Source organism: Pseudomonas sp. PONIH3 (genome assembly GCF_002934345.1).
Taxonomy (GTDB): Bacteria; Pseudomonadota; Gammaproteobacteria; order Pseudomonadales; family Pseudomonadaceae; genus Aquipseudomonas; species Aquipseudomonas soli.
In genome coordinates, this window is record NZ_CP026386.1 from 4,775,736 (window position 1) to 4,793,841 (window position 18,106).

20 protein-coding genes are annotated in these 18,106 nt (G+C 65.1%); 11 read left to right on the forward strand and 9 right to left on the reverse strand.

What is annotated here, in order from left to right; all coding sequences use genetic code 11:
• The first annotated feature begins 27 nt into the window (after positions 1 to 27).
• Entirely contained in the window at positions 28 to 180 is a 153-nt protein-coding gene (locus tag C3F42_RS29465; RefSeq protein WP_158659585.1) for a hypothetical protein, read from the forward strand.
• A gap of 26 nt (positions 181 to 206) precedes the next feature.
• On the opposite strand, the gene C3F42_RS22200 is transcribed toward C3F42_RS29465, so the two are convergent.
• From C3F42_RS22200 to C3F42_RS22215, 4 genes are all read right to left on the reverse strand, one after another.
• Entirely contained in the window at positions 207 to 488 is a 282-nt protein-coding gene (locus C3F42_RS22200; RefSeq protein ID WP_023629497.1) for a Phd-YefM, read from the reverse strand.
• Positions 489 to 723: 235 nt separating this feature from the next.
• A complete protein-coding gene (locus C3F42_RS22205; protein ID WP_023629498.1) occupies positions 724 to 1,014 on the reverse strand; it encodes a type II toxin-antitoxin system RelE/ParE family toxin in 291 nt (96 codons plus the stop codon).
• A complete protein-coding gene (locus C3F42_RS22210) occupies positions 1,004 to 1,243 on the reverse strand; it encodes a type II toxin-antitoxin system RelB/DinJ family antitoxin (protein ID WP_023629499.1) in 240 nt (79 codons plus the stop codon). The genes C3F42_RS22205 and C3F42_RS22210 overlap by 11 nt, the downstream gene beginning before the upstream one ends.
• Before the next feature lie 91 nt (positions 1,244 to 1,334).
• A complete protein-coding gene (locus C3F42_RS22215) occupies positions 1,335 to 2,822 on the reverse strand; it encodes a methylenetetrahydrofolate reductase C-terminal domain-containing protein (protein WP_104444916.1) in 1,488 nt (495 codons plus the stop codon).
• Between the two features lie 237 nt (positions 2,823 to 3,059).
• Between C3F42_RS22215 and metE the strand changes: the two genes are divergently transcribed.
• Positions 3,060 to 5,363, forward strand: a complete 2,304-nt coding sequence (metE, locus tag C3F42_RS22220; protein ID WP_104444917.1) for a 5-methyltetrahydropteroyltriglutamate--homocysteine S-methyltransferase — start codon at positions 3,060 to 3,062, stop codon at positions 5,361 to 5,363.
• A 64-nt stretch (positions 5,364 to 5,427) separates the two neighbouring features.
• The gene (locus tag C3F42_RS22225) at positions 5,428 to 5,946 is read left to right on the forward strand and encodes a histidine phosphatase family protein (protein WP_104444918.1); all 519 of its coding nucleotides are present in this window, start codon (positions 5,428 to 5,430) and stop codon (positions 5,944 to 5,946) included.
• On the opposite strand, the gene C3F42_RS22230 is transcribed toward C3F42_RS22225, so the two are convergent.
• Positions 5,943 to 6,899 carry an arsenic resistance protein gene (locus C3F42_RS22230; RefSeq protein ID WP_104444919.1) on the reverse strand — a complete coding sequence of 319 codons (957 nt, stop codon included), beginning with the start codon at positions 6,897 to 6,899 and terminating at the stop codon, positions 5,943 to 5,945. The genes C3F42_RS22225 and C3F42_RS22230 overlap by 4 nt on opposite strands.
• Positions 6,900 to 6,975: 76 nt before the next feature.
• Between C3F42_RS22230 and C3F42_RS22235 the strand changes: the two genes are divergently transcribed.
• Positions 6,976 to 7,683 (forward strand): SDR family oxidoreductase, encoded by a 708-nt coding sequence (locus tag C3F42_RS22235; RefSeq protein ID WP_104444920.1) that lies wholly within the window; start codon positions 6,976 to 6,978, stop codon positions 7,681 to 7,683.
• 67 nt (positions 7,684 to 7,750) lie between these two features.
• Here C3F42_RS22235 and C3F42_RS22240 read toward each other — a convergent pair whose 3' ends face one another.
• From C3F42_RS22240 to C3F42_RS22255, 4 genes are all read right to left on the reverse strand, one after another.
• Positions 7,751 to 8,638: a hypothetical protein gene (locus tag C3F42_RS22240; RefSeq protein WP_023631032.1), complete on the reverse strand. Its 888-nt coding sequence runs from the start codon at positions 8,636 to 8,638 to the stop codon at positions 7,751 to 7,753.
• Between the two features lie 445 nt (positions 8,639 to 9,083).
• Positions 9,084 to 10,262, reverse strand: coding sequence for an acetyl-CoA C-acetyltransferase (locus C3F42_RS22245; RefSeq protein WP_038706800.1), 1,179 nt, complete (start codon positions 10,260 to 10,262; stop codon positions 9,084 to 9,086).
• Positions 10,263 to 10,451: 189 nt separating this feature from the next.
• Positions 10,452 to 12,542 (reverse strand): phosphate acetyltransferase, encoded by a 2,091-nt coding sequence (gene pta / locus C3F42_RS22250; protein ID WP_038706799.1) that lies wholly within the window; start codon positions 12,540 to 12,542, stop codon positions 10,452 to 10,454.
• Between the two features lie 32 nt (positions 12,543 to 12,574).
• Complete coding sequence (locus C3F42_RS22255) at positions 12,575 to 12,877, reverse strand: DUF3565 domain-containing protein (protein WP_094011780.1); 303 nt, start codon at positions 12,875 to 12,877, stop codon at positions 12,575 to 12,577.
• Here C3F42_RS22255 and C3F42_RS22260 point away from each other — a divergent pair.
• The 7 genes from C3F42_RS22260 (at position 12,876) to C3F42_RS22290 (ending at position 17,982) form a co-directional block, all read left to right on the forward strand.
• Entirely contained in the window at positions 12,876 to 13,361 is a 486-nt protein-coding gene (locus C3F42_RS22260) for a peptidylprolyl isomerase (protein ID WP_023630340.1), read from the forward strand. The two genes, C3F42_RS22255 and C3F42_RS22260, sit on opposite strands and share 2 nt — an antisense overlap.
• A 145-nt stretch (positions 13,362 to 13,506) precedes the next feature.
• Entirely contained in the window at positions 13,507 to 13,989 is a 483-nt protein-coding gene (locus C3F42_RS22265; protein ID WP_094011746.1) for a glutathione peroxidase, read from the forward strand.
• 278 nt (positions 13,990 to 14,267) lie between these two features.
• Positions 14,268 to 14,573: a DUF3649 domain-containing protein gene (locus C3F42_RS22270; RefSeq protein ID WP_023630342.1), complete on the forward strand. Its 306-nt coding sequence runs from the start codon at positions 14,268 to 14,270 to the stop codon at positions 14,571 to 14,573.
• Positions 14,570 to 16,132 carry a PepSY domain-containing protein gene (locus C3F42_RS22275; protein ID WP_104444921.1) on the forward strand — a complete coding sequence of 521 codons (1,563 nt, stop codon included), beginning with the start codon at positions 14,570 to 14,572 and terminating at the stop codon, positions 16,130 to 16,132. Before C3F42_RS22270 ends, C3F42_RS22275 begins: the two co-directional genes overlap by 4 nt.
• The gene (locus C3F42_RS22280) at positions 16,132 to 16,458 is read left to right on the forward strand and encodes a DUF3325 domain-containing protein (protein ID WP_104444922.1); all 327 of its coding nucleotides are present in this window, start codon (positions 16,132 to 16,134) and stop codon (positions 16,456 to 16,458) included. Before C3F42_RS22275 ends, C3F42_RS22280 begins: the two co-directional genes overlap by 1 nt.
• A 4-nt stretch (positions 16,459 to 16,462) precedes the next feature.
• Positions 16,463 to 17,014 carry an RNA polymerase sigma factor gene (locus C3F42_RS22285; protein WP_232887993.1) on the forward strand — a complete coding sequence of 184 codons (552 nt, stop codon included), beginning with the start codon at positions 16,463 to 16,465 and terminating at the stop codon, positions 17,012 to 17,014.
• Positions 17,011 to 17,982, forward strand: a complete 972-nt coding sequence (locus tag C3F42_RS22290) for a FecR family protein (RefSeq protein WP_038706795.1) — start codon at positions 17,011 to 17,013, stop codon at positions 17,980 to 17,982. Before C3F42_RS22285 ends, C3F42_RS22290 begins: the two co-directional genes overlap by 4 nt.
• Positions 17,983 to 18,106: the final 124 nt, after the last annotated feature.

Sequence of the window (18,106 nt, forward strand, 5' to 3'; positions counted from 1 at the left end):
GGCTCATATACGGCGATTGGCAGCGGCATGCACCTCGTCATCGCGCCTGGCGCCAATACAGAGCACCAGCACACCGAGCTTATCGGGTTCACCTTGAGCGATGCGCTCGCGTACGACTTTAAGGACCCGCTGAGCTTCGGCGCGGCCAAGTTACAGAAGATTGTCTTCCTGTTGGGATGAAACCTGACAGTCCAGATCATGTGCTTCTACCTGAAGCGAGTCTCCATCTCCTCCAGGCTCACGGTGTGTTTATCATTGAGGCTGGGCAGGCGCTCGGTGGTGAGACGTTCGGCACGCAGGTCGGCGAGCTCGTCCAGCATGGCCTGGTAGGCTTGCACGCCCATCAGGACCGCAGCGGGTTCGTTGTCCTTGAATATGACCAGATGAGTGGCGTCTGTGCTGGTCACTTGTTTCAAGCGTGCGCCAAACTCCCGGGCCATGGTGGTGGTGGACACTGCCTGTTCAGCTCGGGTCAGTAGGCCGGTCATTTGGAGTTCCTCGGAGTCACATACGCTCAATTTGCATTTATCAATGCGCATATCTGTACGTATGACAAACAGCTGGTACGGATGGTGAAGACAGCTATGTGGACTTGCAGACTATTGTCCCGGTTTGGGCAGTGCTTGGCCTCATCGGGACGTTTGCGAGATGTATCTCGCGCCCTCATAGCACCTTCATAGTGTCCTTGAGAGCGCCAGCGCTTTCGCCTCTGGAAGGCTTGATTTACTCGGTCAATCGTTCGGCCGCCTTGCGGTAAACCTGATCTCGCTCACGTTTATCCACGGCGACCACAAACACCACGATTTGATGATCGATGACCTGATAGACCAATCGATATCCGCTGCTGCGCAGCTTGATCTTGTAGCAGTCCGGGAAACCGTGCAGACGGTTCGCTTCGACCCTCGGGTTGAGCAACACGGTTGCCAGCTTCTTCTTTAGCTGTTGGCGAATGGTGTCGCCGAGCTTCTGCCATTCCTTGAGTGCGCGCGCATCGAAATCGAGGTTATAGGTCATCCAGCGTTACCCTCACCCTCTGCGGCGAGGCCAGGCGTTCGCGTACCGTGGCGAGCAGTGCTTCGTCCTCTTCGGTCAGTAACACGGGTTTAAAAGGCAGTTGCCCGCGCTCAGCAACATATTGCAGCGCTTGGCGCATCAGCTCGGAGGGGGTTACACCCAGCTTTTCCAGCTCACGGTAGGCGCGCACCTTGAGGTCGTCGTCGATACGTACATTGATGGACGCCATGTTTGCAGCCTCTTTGTAATGACATTGGTCTGTACAATGAGGCAAAGCAGTTTGTTGGGCAAGGGTAGTAACGAGATTACCGACAAGCGTGTTACTCGTTGAACTCCGGAGCGACGTCAGGCTGCAGGGAGGGCGATCTCGAGGTGCCCCCTTCGAACCACCCCGGCCACGAACTACGCTGCCGGTTCTCCACCTGCACACAGGGAATCAGCCGCTCACGCAATACCTCGGTCCTGCCCACGCTCACCGCCAGCCGGTACTTGGCGCTGTGCACGCATTCCCGATCGCCGAACTCGCAACGATCCAGGCTGGTGCCGCCGCACGGCCCGTTTGCCAGCCCCTTGGGGCAGGTCTCGGGGCAGATATACAGCGTGTCCTCCAGCCGGCAACTGCCACAGGTATCGCAGCCCACCATCGGCCGTTTGATACGCCGTTCCAGCTGGTGCAGCCACTGCGCTGCCGTGGGGTTGGCCCATAGCGGCCGGGTCACGGCCCAGCCGAAGGCCTTGCTCAAGGCGGTGGTGCGGCTGAACAACTGGTGGTGCATCGCCGACAGCAGGTGATAGCGAACCTTTTCCTTGTTGGACGCGGTGATCTGCCGCTGCCCGAGGCGCCAGGCGTGCCCGGGTGGATGGAAGGTGACCGGCGTCAGGCCAGGTGCCTGCCAGGCTGCTTCCCAGGCCGGGGCCCAGTCCCGCAGTGAGCTGAACTGCGGTTGCAGCACCTCGATGGTCTGCTCAAGTGCCTCGAACTGCGCCACCTCGTGGATGCCGGACAGGTGCACGCCTGCATAGCCCATCAATTTCAGGCCGATCACCTGCAAGGCCAGGCGCTGGTTGGCGCGTTCCTTGGCGTAGGTCTTGGAAACCGCTGCTTCGGCGGCCAGCAGTGCGCGCATCGACGGCGTGACGGTCACCCCGGCGACATGCCCGAGCATCCCGGCACGGCCCTCGGTCAGCGCCATGATGCAGGCCATCAGCGGCTTGGGCCGGGGCTGGCGCTGCATCCAGTCGAAGGCTTCCTGATGCTTATCGATATCGAAACCGAGCTGCAGGATGAACAGGTCGGCCCCGGCGGTGAGTTTCTTCTCGGCCTTGCTGTACTGCGCGCCGCCTTCGGCCTCCTGGTACTTGAACGGGTTGAGCGCGGCGGCCAGCAGCCAGTGCGGGCGGGCCTGGCGGACGATCTGCAGGGCAGCGACGGATTCGAGGTAGCGCACCGGGCGCTCGCCCGGGACGTGGCCGGGCAGGCGGTCGCCGGTGAGCAGCAGCAGTTGGTCGAGGCCGGCGGCGTCCATGCACTGCAATTGCGCCAGGAGTTCATGGCGCTCGCGGTCCTTGCCTGAGAAGTGCAGCAGGGCGGGGACGGGCTCGGCCAGGCTGTTGAAGGCGTCCAGCGGCGACATGTCCAGGGCGCTGCCGACGCGGTCGCCGATGGCCACGGTCAGCGGCCAGCCGCACAGCTGGGTGCGGGCCATGAGGGTGTCGAGGGTGGCGAAACGCTCGGCGCTGGGCTTGGGCACGAACTCCAGGATGCAGGCGAAGGCGTTGGCGTCCAGGGTCGTTTTCAACAGGCTCATGGGGTGTGGGCTACCGGGTTGGGGCAGGGTGGCAGTGTGCGACAGGTGGGTGGCTGGGGCATGTCTGATTGCGCGGGGGAGTATGTTGATTGAGACATTTGCGATGCCTGGCCGACGGCATGGCTAAGGCACTATGAGAAAATCTTGAGTTCATCTCAAATTTAATGAGTTTGTCTCACATTAAACCGCAGCCCAGAATCTCCCTCATTCATTTTAAGAAGATCGAGGGACCACGACATGGCACTGGCACACAACCTGGGTTTCCCACGCATCGGCCGCGACCGTGAGTTGAAGAAAGCCCAGGAAGCGTTCTGGAGGGGCGAGCTGAACGAAGCTGGCCTGCGCGCTGTGGGCCGTGAGCTGCGTGCGGCCCACTGGCAGGTGCAGAAGGACGCCGGCATCGACCTGCTGCCGGTCGGCGACTTCGCCTGGTACGACCAGGTGCTGACCCACTCGCTGACCTTTGGCGTGATCCCCGAACGCTTCCGTGCCAAGGACGCTGCCAAGCCGACCCTGCAGACCCTGTTCGCCATGGCCCGAGGCGCCGTGGCGACGGACCGAAGCGACAGCTGCTGCGGTGGTGCCCACGCCCAGGAGATGACCAAGTGGTTCGACACCAACTACCACTACCTGGTCCCCGAGTTCAGCGCCGACCAGCAATTCGCCCTGAGCTGGGAGCAGTTGTTCGAGGAGGTCGAGGAGGCCAGGGCCCTGGGCCATGCGGTCAAGCCGGTGGTGATCGGCCCGTTGACCTATTTGTGGCTGGGCAAGGCCAAGGGCGCCGACTTCGACAAGCTCGACCTGCTCGACCGCCTGCTGCCGCTGTATGACCAGATCTTCAACCGCCTGGCGGTGCAGGGCGTGGAGTGGGTGCAGATCGACGAGCCGATCATCGCCCTCGACCTGCCGCAGGACTGGAAGAACGCCTACGAGCGGGTCTACAACATCCTCCAGCGCGCGCCGCTGAAAAAACTGATCGCCACCTACTTCGGCGGCCTCGAAGACAACCTCGGCCTGGCCGCCAACCTGCCGGTCGATGGCCTGCACATCGACCTGGTGCGTGCCCCGGACCAGTACCCGACCATCCTCGATCGTCTGCCGGCCTACAAGGTGCTGTCGCTGGGCGTGGTCAACGGCCGCAATGTCTGGCGCTGCGACCTGGACAAGGCGCTGGAGGTGCTGCGCCATGCCCATGAGCGCCTGGGCGATCGCCTTTGGGTGGCGCCGTCGTGCTCGCTGCTGCACAGCCCGGTGGACCTGGCCCGTGAAGACCAGCTCGATGACGAGCTGAAAAGCTGGCTGGCGTTCGCCGTGCAGAAGTGCCAGGAAGTGGCGGTGCTGGCCAAGGCACTGAACCAGCCCGAGGCCGACGAGGTGCTGGCGGCGCTGGCGCAGAGCCGCGCCGTGCAGCACAGCCGCGCCACCTCGCCACGGATTCACAAGCCGGCGGTGCAGGCCCGTGTCGCCGCGATCAAGCCAACCGACAGCCAGCGCGCCACCGCTTTCGAGCAGCGCATCGCCAAGCAGCGCGCCGGGCTGAACCTGCCGGCGTTTCCGACCACCACCATCGGTTCGTTCCCGCAGACCGCGGCCATCCGCCTGGCGCGCCAGGCGTTCAAGCAGGGCACGCTGACCGAGGCCGACTATATCGAGGCCATGCACAGCGAGATTCGCCATGCGGTTGAGATCCAGGAAAACCTCGGTCTGGATGTGCTGGTGCACGGCGAGGCCGAGCGCAACGATATGGTCGAGTACTTCGCCGAACAGCTGGACGGCTACATGTTCACCCGTTTCGGCTGGGTGCAGAGCTACGGTTCGCGTTGCGTGAAGCCGGCGGTGATCTTCGGTGACCTGAGTCGCCCGAAGGCGATGACCGTGGCCTGGATCACCTACGCCCAGGGCCTTACCCGCAAGGTGATGAAGGGCATGCTGACCGGCCCGGTGACCATGCTGATGTGGTCGTTCCCTCGCGAGGACGTGAGCCGCGAGGTGCAGGCACAGCAGCTGGCGCTGGCGCTGCGTGACGAGGTGTTGGACCTGGAGGCCGCCGGCATCAAGATCGTGCAGATCGACGAAGCCGCTTTCCGCGAGGGCCTGCCGCTGCGCCGCAGCGCCTGGCCGCGCTACCTGGAGTGGGCCACCGAGGCGTTTCGCCTGTGTGCCTCGGGTGTGCGGGACGAGACGCAGATCCACACCCACATGTGCTACAGCGAGTTCAACGATGTGATCGAGTCGATCGCTGCCATGGATGCGGATGTGATCACCATCGAGACTTCGCGTTCGGACATGGAACTGCTGGAGGCGTTCGAGCAGTTCGCTTACCCGAACGAGATCGGCCCGGGCGTGTACGACATCCACTCACCGCGGGTGCCCGCCAGGGAAGAGATGGTCAAGCTACTGCGCAAGGCTGCCCAGCGGATTCCGGCCGAGCGGTTGTGGGTGAACCCGGATTGCGGCCTGAAGACCCGTGGCTGGCCGGAAACCGAGGCGGCGTTGGTGAACATGGTCGCCGCTGCCCGCGAGTTGCGCGCTTCGGCCTGACCTCATCGCGCATGTTCCCCGGACTTCGGCTAGAGTGCCCGGACATTCCTGCCGAAGCCCTGCCATGAAGCCCATCCACCTCACCCTGATCTGCCACGCCCGCACCGAGGCGCAAAGGGTGGGGCGCTTCGCCCAGGATGGCGAGCCTTTGCTGGAATTGCCCTCGCTTGTGCCTGAACCGGCGGTCCGCTACCTCAGCGCACCTGAGCTGCGTGCCCGGCAAACAGCCGAGGGCCTGAGGGCGACGGTTGATGAGGGGCTGCGCGATTGCGACCTGGGCACCTGGAAAGGTCAGCTGCTCAAGCATCTGGATGAGGCCGCGTTGCAGGCATGGCTGAGTGACCCCCATGCCACACCTCACGGCGGCGAATCGCTGGCCGCCCTGTGCGGGCGTGTTGCTCACTGGATGGACAGCGCCCTGGGCGAGGGCGAATGGATCGCCGTCACCCACCCCTTCGTCATCCGCGCCGCAATGCTGCATGCGCTGGGCGCGCCTGTGCAATCCTTCCACCGCATAGATGTGCAGCCCCTGGCCAATGTGCGGTTCAGCCATTACGGTCAGTGGCGGGTGCGACTGGCCTAGCGGCGCACCAACGCCGGCACGACGCGAACGTAGACCAGCTCGCTGACCAGCTCGACCAGCGTCTGGGTAATCACGGCCGCCGCTGCCAATGCCCGGATCGACTCAGGCAGCGCCAACGCCAACGGCAGCACCACCAGCGAGTTGCGCGTGGCGGCGCTGAAGGTCACCGCCCGGGCCTCGCCTGTGGACAACCTGAACAGGCGCGCCACAAACCACCCAAGCAGCGGCGCCAGCACAGCGAAGCCGACATACACCGGCACCACCGGCAGCAGGTCGTCCAGCCGGCTGGCGACCACGCCGATCTGCGAGCCGATCACCGCGATCAGCACCAGGGCCATGGCCGGCACCGGCAGCCAGGCCCAGGCATCGTTCCACTTCGAAACCACTGCAGAGCGCCGCGCCCCGGCGCTGGTGGCGACGGCCAGCAGCAGTGGCAGCGCGATCAGCAGCACGAAGGCCTCGACAAATGGCGCCACGGAAATCTCCACATGGCCGACGCCGCCGAGCATCAACGCCAGGTACAGCGGCAGCATCGCCAGTTGCACCAGCAACAGTACGGGCGTGGCGGCCAGGGTCAGGCGCGCGTCGCCCTTGCCGAGGTGGGTGAACACCACCACATAGTCGATACACGGCGTCAGCAGCACCAGCAGGGCGCCGACCAGCACGGCGGGTTGCTCGACCAGCCCCCGGGTTCCAGCCCAGACCAGCAGCGGCACCAGCACGAAGTTGGCCAGCAGCAGCGCGCCCATGAAGCGCCGGTTGCCAAGCCCTGTGCGCAGGTCGAGGAAGGGGATCTGCAGGAACATCGCGTACATCAGCACGGCGATGGCCGGAGTCACCAGCGCTTCGAGCGCCCCGGCGGCGCTGGGTACGAGCAGGCCGAGCACGGCGGCCAGCGCCACGGCGACGAAATAAAGGGGGATCTGGTTTTGCTCGAGTTGCTCTCTGTTCACGGGCGGCCTGGCATTTCCGACTGGATTACTGGGGCAGGCAGGGTACTATCCGGCGCAGTCCATAGGGAGTGATTCGATGCGAATTCTAGTGGTCGGTGCAAGCAAGGGATTGGGCCAGGCGCTGGTGCAGGGCCTGGGTGGGCAAGGCGATACGCTGATAGGTGTGTCGCGCAGCAGGCCGGCAGCGTTGCCGGGCGCGGCGCAGTGGATCGAGGCCGACCTCGGCCAGCCGCGCCAGGCCGCAGCGATCATCCAGGAGGCGGTGTCCGACGCTGGACTGGACGTGCTGGTGTACAACGTCGGCATCTGGGAGGCGCGGGCCTTCGAGGAGAACTACAGCTTTCTTGAGGATGACGAAGGGCAGATCGAGCGCATGGTCGACACCAACATCACCGCGCCGCTGCTGCTGATCAAGCGCCTGCTGCCGCTGCTGCTGCAGAGTGCCCGACCACGAATCATCCTCACCGGCTCCACCTCCGGCCTGCCGGGTAGTGGTCGCCCGGAGGTGACCTTTGGTGCCAGCAAGTTCGGCTTGCGCGGCATCGCCGAAAGCCTGCGTGAAGGCTTTCGCGAGCAAGGCCTGGGGGTGAGTTGCCTGAACCTGGGCTACCTGAACACCGAGGATGGCCTGGACGTGCCGCTGGCCGAGGCCGAACGACGGGGCGAGGGCTCGCTGATACCGTTGCACGATGTGGTGCAGGTGTGCCGGATGATGCTCAGCCTGTCCTCGGCCAGCTATGTGCGCGACATCACCTTGCCGGCGCTGCGCGACGAGCGCTTTTGAGCTGCGAGGGCGCGCGCCGATGCTGAAAAGGCCCGACAGGAGAACCCGTCGGGCCCGGGCAAGGGCCTCAGCTGACTAGGCAGATCGCCCGCAGTTTGGAGCCTTCGCGCACTTGCGTGGTGGTATCGCCGAGCCATTGCTGGGTATCGGTCTTCTGCTGTTTGGAGAACACGTCCTTGACGTTGTTCCAGCTTTCCACCGACAGCTGGTAGATCGCCTGGGACAAGGTGTACGACGATTGGAAGGTAATGGTGCCCTTATGGCTGGATGCCTTGATGGTGAACTCGCTGGCGTACAGCATGAAGTTTACCGAGCCGCTGTCGCCGGTTTGCAGGATGTTCTGGTTGAAGTTCGACTGGCGCTCGGTCTGCTCAGAATAGGACAGTGCCGCATTCACCAGGCTGCTCAGGGACTGTTTGATCTGCTCGACATCCTGGTTCTTCAGGCCGATGAAGCCTTTGACGAATGAGTCGACCAGCGCGTTGGCGTCATGGCTTTTTTGCTGGATCTGCGTGACTTGCGCTGCCAGCAGGGAAAGGAAGGGGATTTCCGCGATCTGCTGGGTGAAGGCGATGAAGTGCTCACGGTCACCGGCGGACTTTGGCTTTTGGTCGGTCGGCTGGTCCAGTGGGTTGTAGCCGGAGCGTCGGCGGGCAATGTCGATGGCCGTCTGCAGGCCTTCGTAGATGCTCACTGGTGCGCTGCCGGGGCTGACATTGGCGTCCGCATCCTTGGCATAGCTGCCGGTCGCCGTGCCCTTGGCCGGGCTGAAGAAGGGGTTGATGGCATCCGCGCCGCTGCGCATGGATTGGCCAGTCGCCGTGAGCAGTTGGCGGTTATAGTCCTGCGCGAAAATGTTGCCGCGCAGCGCCGTGGATTTTGCATTCGCCTTGGTTTCCGTCAGCCAGGCGTGGGCGCTTTCTTTTTCCGATGGAATTGCTCCTGGAGCGTGCATGTCAAATCCCTTTAGCAGATTTAATTATAGGTTCGATTGCACTTGAACTTAAGCAGTTCATGGAGTGCCTGACATAGGCTAGAGGGCACCTTGAAAGTGTCAAAGTGTCGTTTTGGTAACAGTCGGAAAGTAGTGTGCGCTGGTGAGCGTATTCGAATTAATGGCGCAGCTGCTTATCGTGAGCCGTTAAGTTGATGAGACTTTAAGTGCTCATTTGAAGATATTTTTTTATTTTATGAGTTCTTTCGAGCTGCACTATTAATTGCAACTAGTGCTTCTGGATGGCGATTGTTCATGGTGGGCAACAGATCTTCGGGGCCGCTTCTGCGGTCCATCGCCAGCGGGCCGGCTCCCACCGCAACAGCGCACGACTATCGGGCAGTGTGGCCGGGGTGGGAGTTGGCTTGCCGACGATGGGCTGCAAGGCAGCCCCAAGAGCCGTCGGTCAGCGCTCGATTGCCAGAGCTACACCTTGGCCGCCGCCGATGCATAGCGTCGCCAACCCTTTCTTGGCATCGCGCTTGATCATCTCGTGCAGCAGGGTCACCAGCACCCGGCAGCCCGACGCGCCGATCGGGTGGCCCAGGGCAATGGCGCCGCCATTGACGTTGACCTTCGCCGCATCCCATTCCAGCTGCTTGCCCACCGCCAGGGCCTGGGCGGCGAAGGCTTCGTTGGCTTCGATCAGGTCCAGGTCGGCGAGCTGCCAGCCGGCCTTGTCCAGGCAGCGCCGGGTTGCCGACACCGGGCCGATGCCCATGATCGCCGGGTCCACCCCGGCGCTGGCGTAGGCGGCGACCTTGGCCAGAACCGGCAGGCCCAGGGTCTTGGCCTTGGCGGCGCTCATCAGCAGCACGGCGGCGGCGCCGTCGTTGAGGCTCGAGGCGTTGCCAGCGGTGACGCTGCCGTCTTTCTTGAACGCGGCGCGCAGTTTGCCCAGGGACTCGGCGCTGGTGCCAGGGCGTGGCTGCTCGTCGGTGTCGAACACCAGCGGCTCGCCTTTTTTCTGCGGGATGTGGATCGGGGTGATCTCGTCCTTGAAGCGGCCGGCCTCGATGGCGGTCACGGCCTTGCGCTGCGACTCGGCGGCGAAGGCGTCCTGCTGCTCGCGGCTCAGGCCGTACTTGTCCACCAGATTCTCGGCAGTAATGCCCATGTGGTAATCGTTGAAGGCGTCCCACAGGCCGTCGCTGATCATGCTGTCGACCAGCTGGCCGTGGCCCATGCGCTGGCCGGTGCGTGCCGAGGGCATTACATAAGGCGCCAGGCTCATGCTCTCCTGGCCACCGGCGATCACCACCTCGGCGTCGCCGCAGCGGATGGCCTGGGCGGCCAGGTGCAGGGCCTTGAGGCCCGAGCCGCAGACCTTGTTCAGGGTCAGGGCCGGTACTTCATAAGGCAGGCCAGCCTTGACGGCGGCCTGGCGGGCGGGGTTTTGCCCGGCACCGGCGGTGAGCACCTGGCCGAGGATCACTTCGTCGACCTGCGCCGGGTCCAGCTGGGTCTGGGCCAGCAGCTGGCGGATCACCGCGGCGCCCAGTTCCACGGCGGACACGTTGGCCAGGGCCCCCTGGAAACTGCCGATGGCAGTGCGGGTGGCGGCGACGATGACGACTTCGTTCATTGTTGTTCTCCAGGATACGAGCGTGATCGTCACAGCATCCGCGCCCGGGGCTTATTTGAGAAGTTTGTTTTTCTTTGCCATTGATCTGAAATTCAAATGAATGATCGGCGTGCCGGCATGCCCTCATTCGGACTCGCCAAGGCTTGGCCACTCCGATGAGCGTGGGGCCGCATGACGGCCCTTTGCCGTTCAGCGCACGGTGCTGGCCTGGATCGCGGTCAAGGCGATGGTGTGCACGATATCGTCCACCTGCGCTCCGCGCGGCAGGTCGTTGACCGGCTTGCGCAGCCCTTGCAGCATCGGCCCGAGGCTGACGCAGTCGGCGCTGCGCTGCACCGCCTTGTGCGTGGTGTTGCCGGTGTTCAGGTCGGGGAACACGAACACCGTGGCGCGCCCGGCTACCGGACTCGACGGCGCCAGCTGTCGGGCAATCTCGGGGTTGGCGGCGGCGTCGTACTGCAACGGGCCGTCGATCAGCAGGTCGTGCTCGGCCTGCTGCGCCAGGCGCGTGGCCTCGCGGACCTTCTCCACTTCTTCGTCGCTGGCCGCCGAGTCGCTGGAGTAGCTGAGCATCGCCACCCGTGGCGCGATGCCGAACGATTCGGCCGACTCGGCGCTCTGCCGGGCGATCTCGGCCAGTTCGGCTGCGCTGGGGTGCGGGTTCATCACGCAGTCGCCATAGACCAGCACCTGGTCGGGGAACAGCATGAAGAACACCGAGGACACCAGGCTGCTGCCCGGTGCGGTCTTGATCAGTTGCAAGGCCGGCCGGATGGTGTTGGCGGTGGAGTGCACCAGACCGGAGACCAGGCCGTCCACTTCGCCGAGGGCCAGCATCATGGTGCCGATCACCACCGGGTCTTCCAGCTGCTGCTCGGCCATCGGCGCGTTGAGGTTCTTGCTCTTGCGCAGGTTCACCATGGGTTCGACATAGCGGCCACGGATCACCTCGGGGTCGAGTACCTCCAGGTCCGGCGGCAGGCTGATGCCCTGGGCGCGGGCCACGGCCTGCACTTCCTCGGGTTTGGCCAGCAGCACGCAACGGGCGATGCCCCGGGCCTGGCACAAGGCCGCGGCCTGCACCAGCAAGGGCTCGGCGCCCTCGGGCAGGACGATGCGCTTGTTGGCCTGCTGGGCGCGCTGGATCAACTGGTAGCGGAACACCGCCGGTGACAGGCGCAGCTCGCGTGGCGTGCCGCAGCGCTGGTGCAGCCAGGCGGCGTCCAGGTGGCTGGCGACGAAGTCGGTGATGAACTCGGCGCGCTCGCGGTCGTCCACCGGGATCTCGCGGTTCAGCGAGTTGAGCTGGTTGGCGGTGTCGTAGGAGCCGGTGCTCACCGACAGGATCGGCAGGCCGGCCTGCAGGGCGCCGCGGCACAGCTCGAGGATGCGCGGGTCGGGCTTGCTGTCGCTGGTCAGCAGCAGGCCGGCCAGGGGCACGCCGTTGATCGCCGCCATGCACACGGCGAGGATGATGTCGTCGCGGTCGCCCGGCGTCACCACCAGGGTGCCGGAGGTCAGCAGCGGCACGGTGTTGGCCACGGTGCGGGCGCAGATGATGATCTTGCTCATGCGCCGCTGGTCATAGTCGCCGGGGTTGAGCACCTGGGCGCCGAGCAGCTCGGCCACGTCGCGGGTGCGCGGGGCGTTGAGCTCGGCCTGGTAGGGGATGCAGCCGAGCAGGCGAAAGTCGTTGCCGCGCAGCAGCGGCGAGTGCTCGCGCAGGCGGGTGGCGAAATCGGCCATGCTTTCGTCGGTGCGCACCTTGTTGAGGATCACCCCCAGCACTTTCGGGTCGCGCGGACCGCCGAACAGCTGGGCCTGCAGCTCGACGCGGCCGGACAGCTCGCTGAGTACCTCGTTTTCCGGCGCCGATACCAGGATCACCTCGGCGTCCAGGCTCTTGGCCAGGTGCAGGTTGACCCGGGCGGCATAGCTGGCGTGACGGGTCGGCACCATGCCTTCGACCACCACCACGTCCTTGCCGACGCAGGCCTGCTGGTACAGGCGGATGATCTGTTCGAGCAGTTCGTCGAGCTGGCCGTCACCGAGCATGCGCTCGACATGGCCCAGGCTCAGGGGCGTCGGCGGCTTGATGCCATGGGTGCGGGCGACCAGTTCGCTGGAGCGCTCCGGGCCGGTGTCGCCGGGGTGCGGCTGCGCAATCGGCTTGAAGAAGCCGACCTTGAGCCCGGCGCGCTCCAGGGTGCGCACCAGGCCCAGGCTGATGGAGGTCAGGCCGACGCCGAAGTCGGTCGGCGCGATGAAAAATGTCTGCATGCGTGCTTCTCGGAATAAGCGGTGCAAGGAATTCAGCGGCCAAGGGTAGCGCTAACGGCACCCTGAGCGCACCAGCCGCAGGGGAATACCTGGCCGATGCGCCGGGCGCGTTCGTCGGCATCGAGCACCCAGGGCCGTGCCTGCCACGGCGGCTGGTGGCGCAGATGCTGGGTGTGGCCGCAGGACAGCTCGACCACCCAGTGCCGCTCTTCGTCGAGGTGGAAGCCGGTGATCCGACTGATGGGCTGCTGTTGGTCCGCGCCGGGTTCGCAATCGGCCGATGCGTTGGTTACACTTGTTCGTTCTATATTCTTTTGCAAAAGGTCTTGCCCCATGCTGATCGCCGCCAACAAGGCTGTCTCCATCGACTATACCCTCACCAACGACGCTGGTGAGGTCATCGACAGCTCCGCCGGTGGTGCGCCGCTGGTCTACCTGCACGGTGCCGGCAACATCATCCCGGGCCTGGAAAAAGCCCTGGAAGGCAAGCAGGCCGGTGACGAACTGACCGTTGCCATCGAGCCCGAAGAAGCCTACGGCGAATACTCCGCCGAGCTGGTCAGCACCCTGAGCAGCAAGATGTTCGAAGGCGTCGACCAACTCGAAGTCGGCATGCAGTTCCACGCCTCGGCGCCGGACGGCCAGATGCAGATCGTCACCATCCGCGACATCGACGGCGACGACGTGACCGTCGACGGCAACCACCCGCTGGCTGGCCAGCGCCTGAACTTCAAGGTCAAGGTTGTCGACGTGCGTGACGCCAGCGAAGAAGAAATCGCTCACCGTCACATCCACGGTGAAGGTGGCCATCACCACTGATTTTCTGCGCTAAGCTCAGAGAGTCGCCAGGCGCTCGGGCAAGCCGGACTTGCCCTCCTCGGGAGGGTGGACGGTTTGGCCGCGCGCCTTTTTCGTGGGCGGGATTCGCCCCTGCGGCAATCGGAACCTGAGAGGGGATTTCATCATGAGTGCATTTCACGACCTGACGTTGAAGGCGCTGAACGGCGAGGACCTGCCCCTCGCTCCGTTCAAGGGCCAGGTGGTGCTGGTGGTCAATGTCGCCTCCAAGTGCGGGCTGACGCCGCAATACGCTTCGCTGGAAAAACTGCACCAGCAATTCAAGGGCAAGGGCTTCAACGTGCTCGGCCTGCCGTGCAACCAGTTCGCAGGCCAGGAGCCTGGCAGCGAGAAGGAAATCCAGGACTTCTGCAGCCTCAACTACGGCGTGAGCTTCCCGCTGGGGGCCAAGCTCGAGGTGAACGGCCCGCAACGTCATTCGCTGTATCGCCTGTTGGCGGGCGAAGGCGCTGAGTTCCCTGGCGACATCAGCTGGAATTTCGAGAAGTTCCTGGTCGGTAAGGATGGCCGGGTGCTGGCACGCTTCGCCCCACGTACCGCACCAGATGATCCGACCGTGGTGCAGGCCATCGAGAAAGCGCTGGCTTGAAGGCAGCGCCAACAGGGGGCGCTTGTCCAGAGGGCTGTCGCGCGGTGGGTGTGGTTCTGGAGGCTCTCGAGCGGGTTGTCGAAATTGACCAGAGCGCGCCGGCATCGGCCTGCAGGTCCCCGTTGGCGGTGCCGCTTTCCAAGGTGCGCACCTTCTTGGGTTTCAACTCGTAACGACTGACCCGTTGGGCAGCTGGCTCGCCATCGCGCGTGTCGGCATGCTTTGCTTATGAGAATTGAAATCATTAGTATTGCAGCCCCCATTCCCGGATCCTCGTCATGAAGAGCAAAGCCGCCGGCCTTCCCCTGAGCTACCGCCTGGCCGTGACTTCCCGCAGCTTGGCAGCGCTGCTGGGCGGCTATCTGCTGGCGTCGATGGCCAGTGTCTGCATCACCCTGCTTGCGCCGATGACCCAGGCCGACGCGACGATGACCGGAATGATGCTGTCATTCGTCGTCTACCTCATCGCCTTCATCTGGTGCTTCGCCTGTCGGAGCGCCTGGCGTGCCTGGCTGGGCATGCTGTTGCCAAGCCTGGTGCTGGGGCTGATCAACGTACTGGCCTACTGGATGAACCTGTCATGAAAGAAGGCTTCCGCCAGGCCATGGCCTGGCTGCATACCTGGACCGGCCTGATCTTCGGCTGGTTGCTGTTTGCCATCTTCCTCACCGGGACGCTGTCGTACTTCAAGGAAGAGATCAGCCACTGGACCCGGCCCGAGGTGCAGAGCCATCCGCTCGACCCAGTGGCCAGCCTTGGCCTGGCCCAGCGTTACCTCGAAACCCATGCGGGGCATGCCAGCACCTGGTTCATCCGTTTGCCCAGCGAGCGCCAGGCGGCGCTGAGCGTCAGCTGGCGCGACCCTAACGGCGATGGACGTCGTGGCTTCACCGACAAGAACCTCGACGCGCGCACCGGTGAGGCAGTCCAGGCCCGCGACAGCCGGGGCGGCGAGTTCTTTTACCGCTTCCACTTTCAATTGCAGATGCCCCACCCTTGGGGGCGCTGGCTGTCGACCTTCTGCGCCTTCATCATGCTTTTGGGGCTGGTCACCGGGATCATCACCCACAAGAAGATCTTCAAGGAGTTCTTCACCTTCCGCCCGGGCAAGGGCCAGAGGTCCTGGCTCGACGGCCACAACGCCATCGGTGTGCTGGTGCTGCCGTTCCACCTGATGATCAGCTACAGCAGCCTGGTGATCTTCATGTACATGGTCATGCCGGCCAGCATCCTGGCCAGCTATGGTGACAGCAGCGGCTACTTCAACGATGTGTTCGGCCGCGACGAAGTGCCCGAGGCGGTTGCCCAGGCCGCGCCGCTGGCGCCGTTGACCGACCTGTATGCCAAGGTCCAGGAACAGGCGCCGGGGGCGCGCATGGGCTACATCCAGGTGCATAACCCCGGTGACCGCAACGCCCGCGTCACCTTCACCCGCGCCTCGGCTGACAGTGTCGCCTACCAGCGCAGCGCCATCTGGACCTTCGATGGCGTCAGTGGCGAGCTGCTGCGCCGCGGGGCGCCGGAAAGCGCGGCGATGACCACTTCGTTCACCTTCGTCGGCCTGCACATGGGCAACTTCGCCGGGCCTTGGCTGCGCTGGCTCTACTTTGCCTTCGGCGTGGCCGGCACGGCGGTGATCGGCACGGGCCTGGTGATGTGGTTGGGCAAGCGCCAACTCAAGCACGCCAAGAATGAGCGCATGCCCGGCGAACTGCGCCTGGTCGAAGTGCTGAACATCGCCAGCATGAGCGGCCTGTTGCTGGGTGTGGCGGCGTTCTTCTGGGCCAATCGCCTGCTGCCGGCAACGCTGGAAGGGCGGGCTGACTGGGAGATCAACGGCTTCTTCCTGGCCTGGGGCGCGTCATTGCTCCACGCCATGCTCAGGAGCGGGCGCCGCGCCTGGGGCGAGCAACTGACGCTGGGCGCGCTGGCGTTCGCCTTGCTGCCGTTGCTCAACGCGCTGACCTCCGACCAGGGCCTGGATCACTCCATCGCCGCGGGTGACTGGGCCATGGCCGGTTTCGACCTGACGGCCCTGGCCACCGGCCTGTTCCTGGCCTGGGCCGCCGGCAAGATGCTGCGCGCGCCCAAGCCGGTCGCCAAGCATGCGCCACGCGCCGCCAAGACCGTGGAGGCGAGCTGATGCTGGGGGTTGCGCTGATGGGCTTCGCCGGTTTTGCCGGCCTGTGCCTGGCCATGGAAAAACACTTCAACGACCTGCTCGGGCACAAGCCCACGGGGCGGCAGCTGCGAGCCTTGAAAATCACGGGCTGGGCGTTGCTGCTGCTGTCGTTGATCCTCGCCGTGCATGGGCGCGGCTGGGCCCTGGGCCTGGTGGAGTGGATCGCCGTGCTGATGGCCGGGGTGACCCTGTGGGTGTTCGGCCTGCCCTACCAGCCGCGGCTGTTGCTCGGCGCGGCGCTTGCCAGCCTGGTGCTCGGGCCGCTGCTGGCCGTGCTGGCGGTCTAGGCCCTTGAGCGACTCCGAGGCCGGCGGCGGGCGGGCACGCTTCCTCCAGGTGTTCCTCGCCCAGCGTGCGCGCATGGAGGCGCTGGTCAGCCGCCGCGTCGGCTGCCGCGCCACGGCGTCGGACCTGGTGCAGGACTTGTTCCTGCGCTTCTGGCGGCGCCCCGAGGTGCAGGTCGAGGCGCTCGATACCTACCTGCTGCGCAGCGCCAGCAACCTGGCTATCGACTACCTGCGCAGCGAAGGCAGCCGCGACCGGGTCGCTGAAGGCCTGCATGATCCTGACAGCGTGTCGGACAGCCAGGCCCCCGACCAGGCCCTGGAGGTCGATCACGACCTGCAACGCATCGAGGCGGCCCTGCGGGCGCTGCCCGAACGCACCCGTCAGATCTTCCTGCTCAGCCGCATCCATGGCTGCACCTACGGCGAGATCGCCAAGGCCATGCAGTTGTCCCAGAGCGCAGTGGAAAAGCATATGATGCGCGCCCTCGAAGCGTGCAAGGCGAGTGTCGCCGACCCCGCGTCCCCACTGCGCCGGCCAGGGAGCGCCCGTCGATGAGTGTTGAACAGCCGATCACTGCCGCCCAGTCCCAGGCCGCCCTGCGCTGGCTGGGGCGCATCCAGCAGCAGCCGGCGCAGGCCGAGGGCGCGGCGTTCAAGCGTTGGTTGCTGGAGAGCCCCGCCCATCGCCAGGCCTATGCCGAGGCCCAGGCGCTTTGGCGCCTGAGCGAGGCGCCGGCGGCGCGGCTGGCGGCCGAGGAACACCAAGGTCTGCAAACATACCTGGAGGCCATGCGCCGGCCCGAGCGCAAGCGACCGTGGCGCGGCCTGGCAGTGGCGGCGAGCCTGGTCCTGGCGCTGGGATTCGCGGCAGGCTGGCAGCCGCAGTTCTGGCTGCAGGACCTACGCGCCGACTACACCAGCGGGGCGCAGGTGCGGCAGGTGACCCTGGCCGATCGTTCGCAACTGACCCTGGATGCCGGCACTGCCGTGGCAGTGGATTTCGCCCAGGGCGAGCGGCGTGTGCGGTTGCTGCGCGGCGCCGCGTTCTTCGAGGTGACCCATACCGGCGAGCCGTTCCTGGTGGATGCCCAGGGCGGCGAAGTGCGGGTGCTGGGGACCCAGTTCGAGGTGCGCGGGCAGGGTGACGGCGCGCAGGTCACGGTACGCAGCGGGCGGGTGGCGGTGACGGCAGCCGAAGGGCAGCCTGCCCGCGAACTGACAGCCAACCAGCAACTGGCCTATGCCGGTGGTGTGGCCGGTGGGGTCGAGGCGGTGGACAGCGACAGCCGCCTGGCCTGGCGCCAGGGCTGGCTGAACTACTACCAGGTGCCGTTGGCGCAGGTGCTCGAGGACCTGGGGCGTTACTACCCGGGGCGGATCCTGCTGCTCGACGGTGAGCTGGCGCAGCGCAGGGTCAGTGGCAGTTTCCCGGTTGAGGAACCGCTGGCCGCGCTGGATTCGCTGGGCAAGGTGCTGGGGTTCGAGCGGCAGACGCTGTTGGGCCGGTTGACCGTTTTGCGTTGACCTGAGCCGACGTCAGCGCGGGGCAAGCCCGCTCCCACGATCTTGGACCCTGCAAGCCACCGCGTGGGAGCGAGCTTGCCCCGCGATAGGGTCGGAACAGCAAAATATTTCCATCAGGTGATGA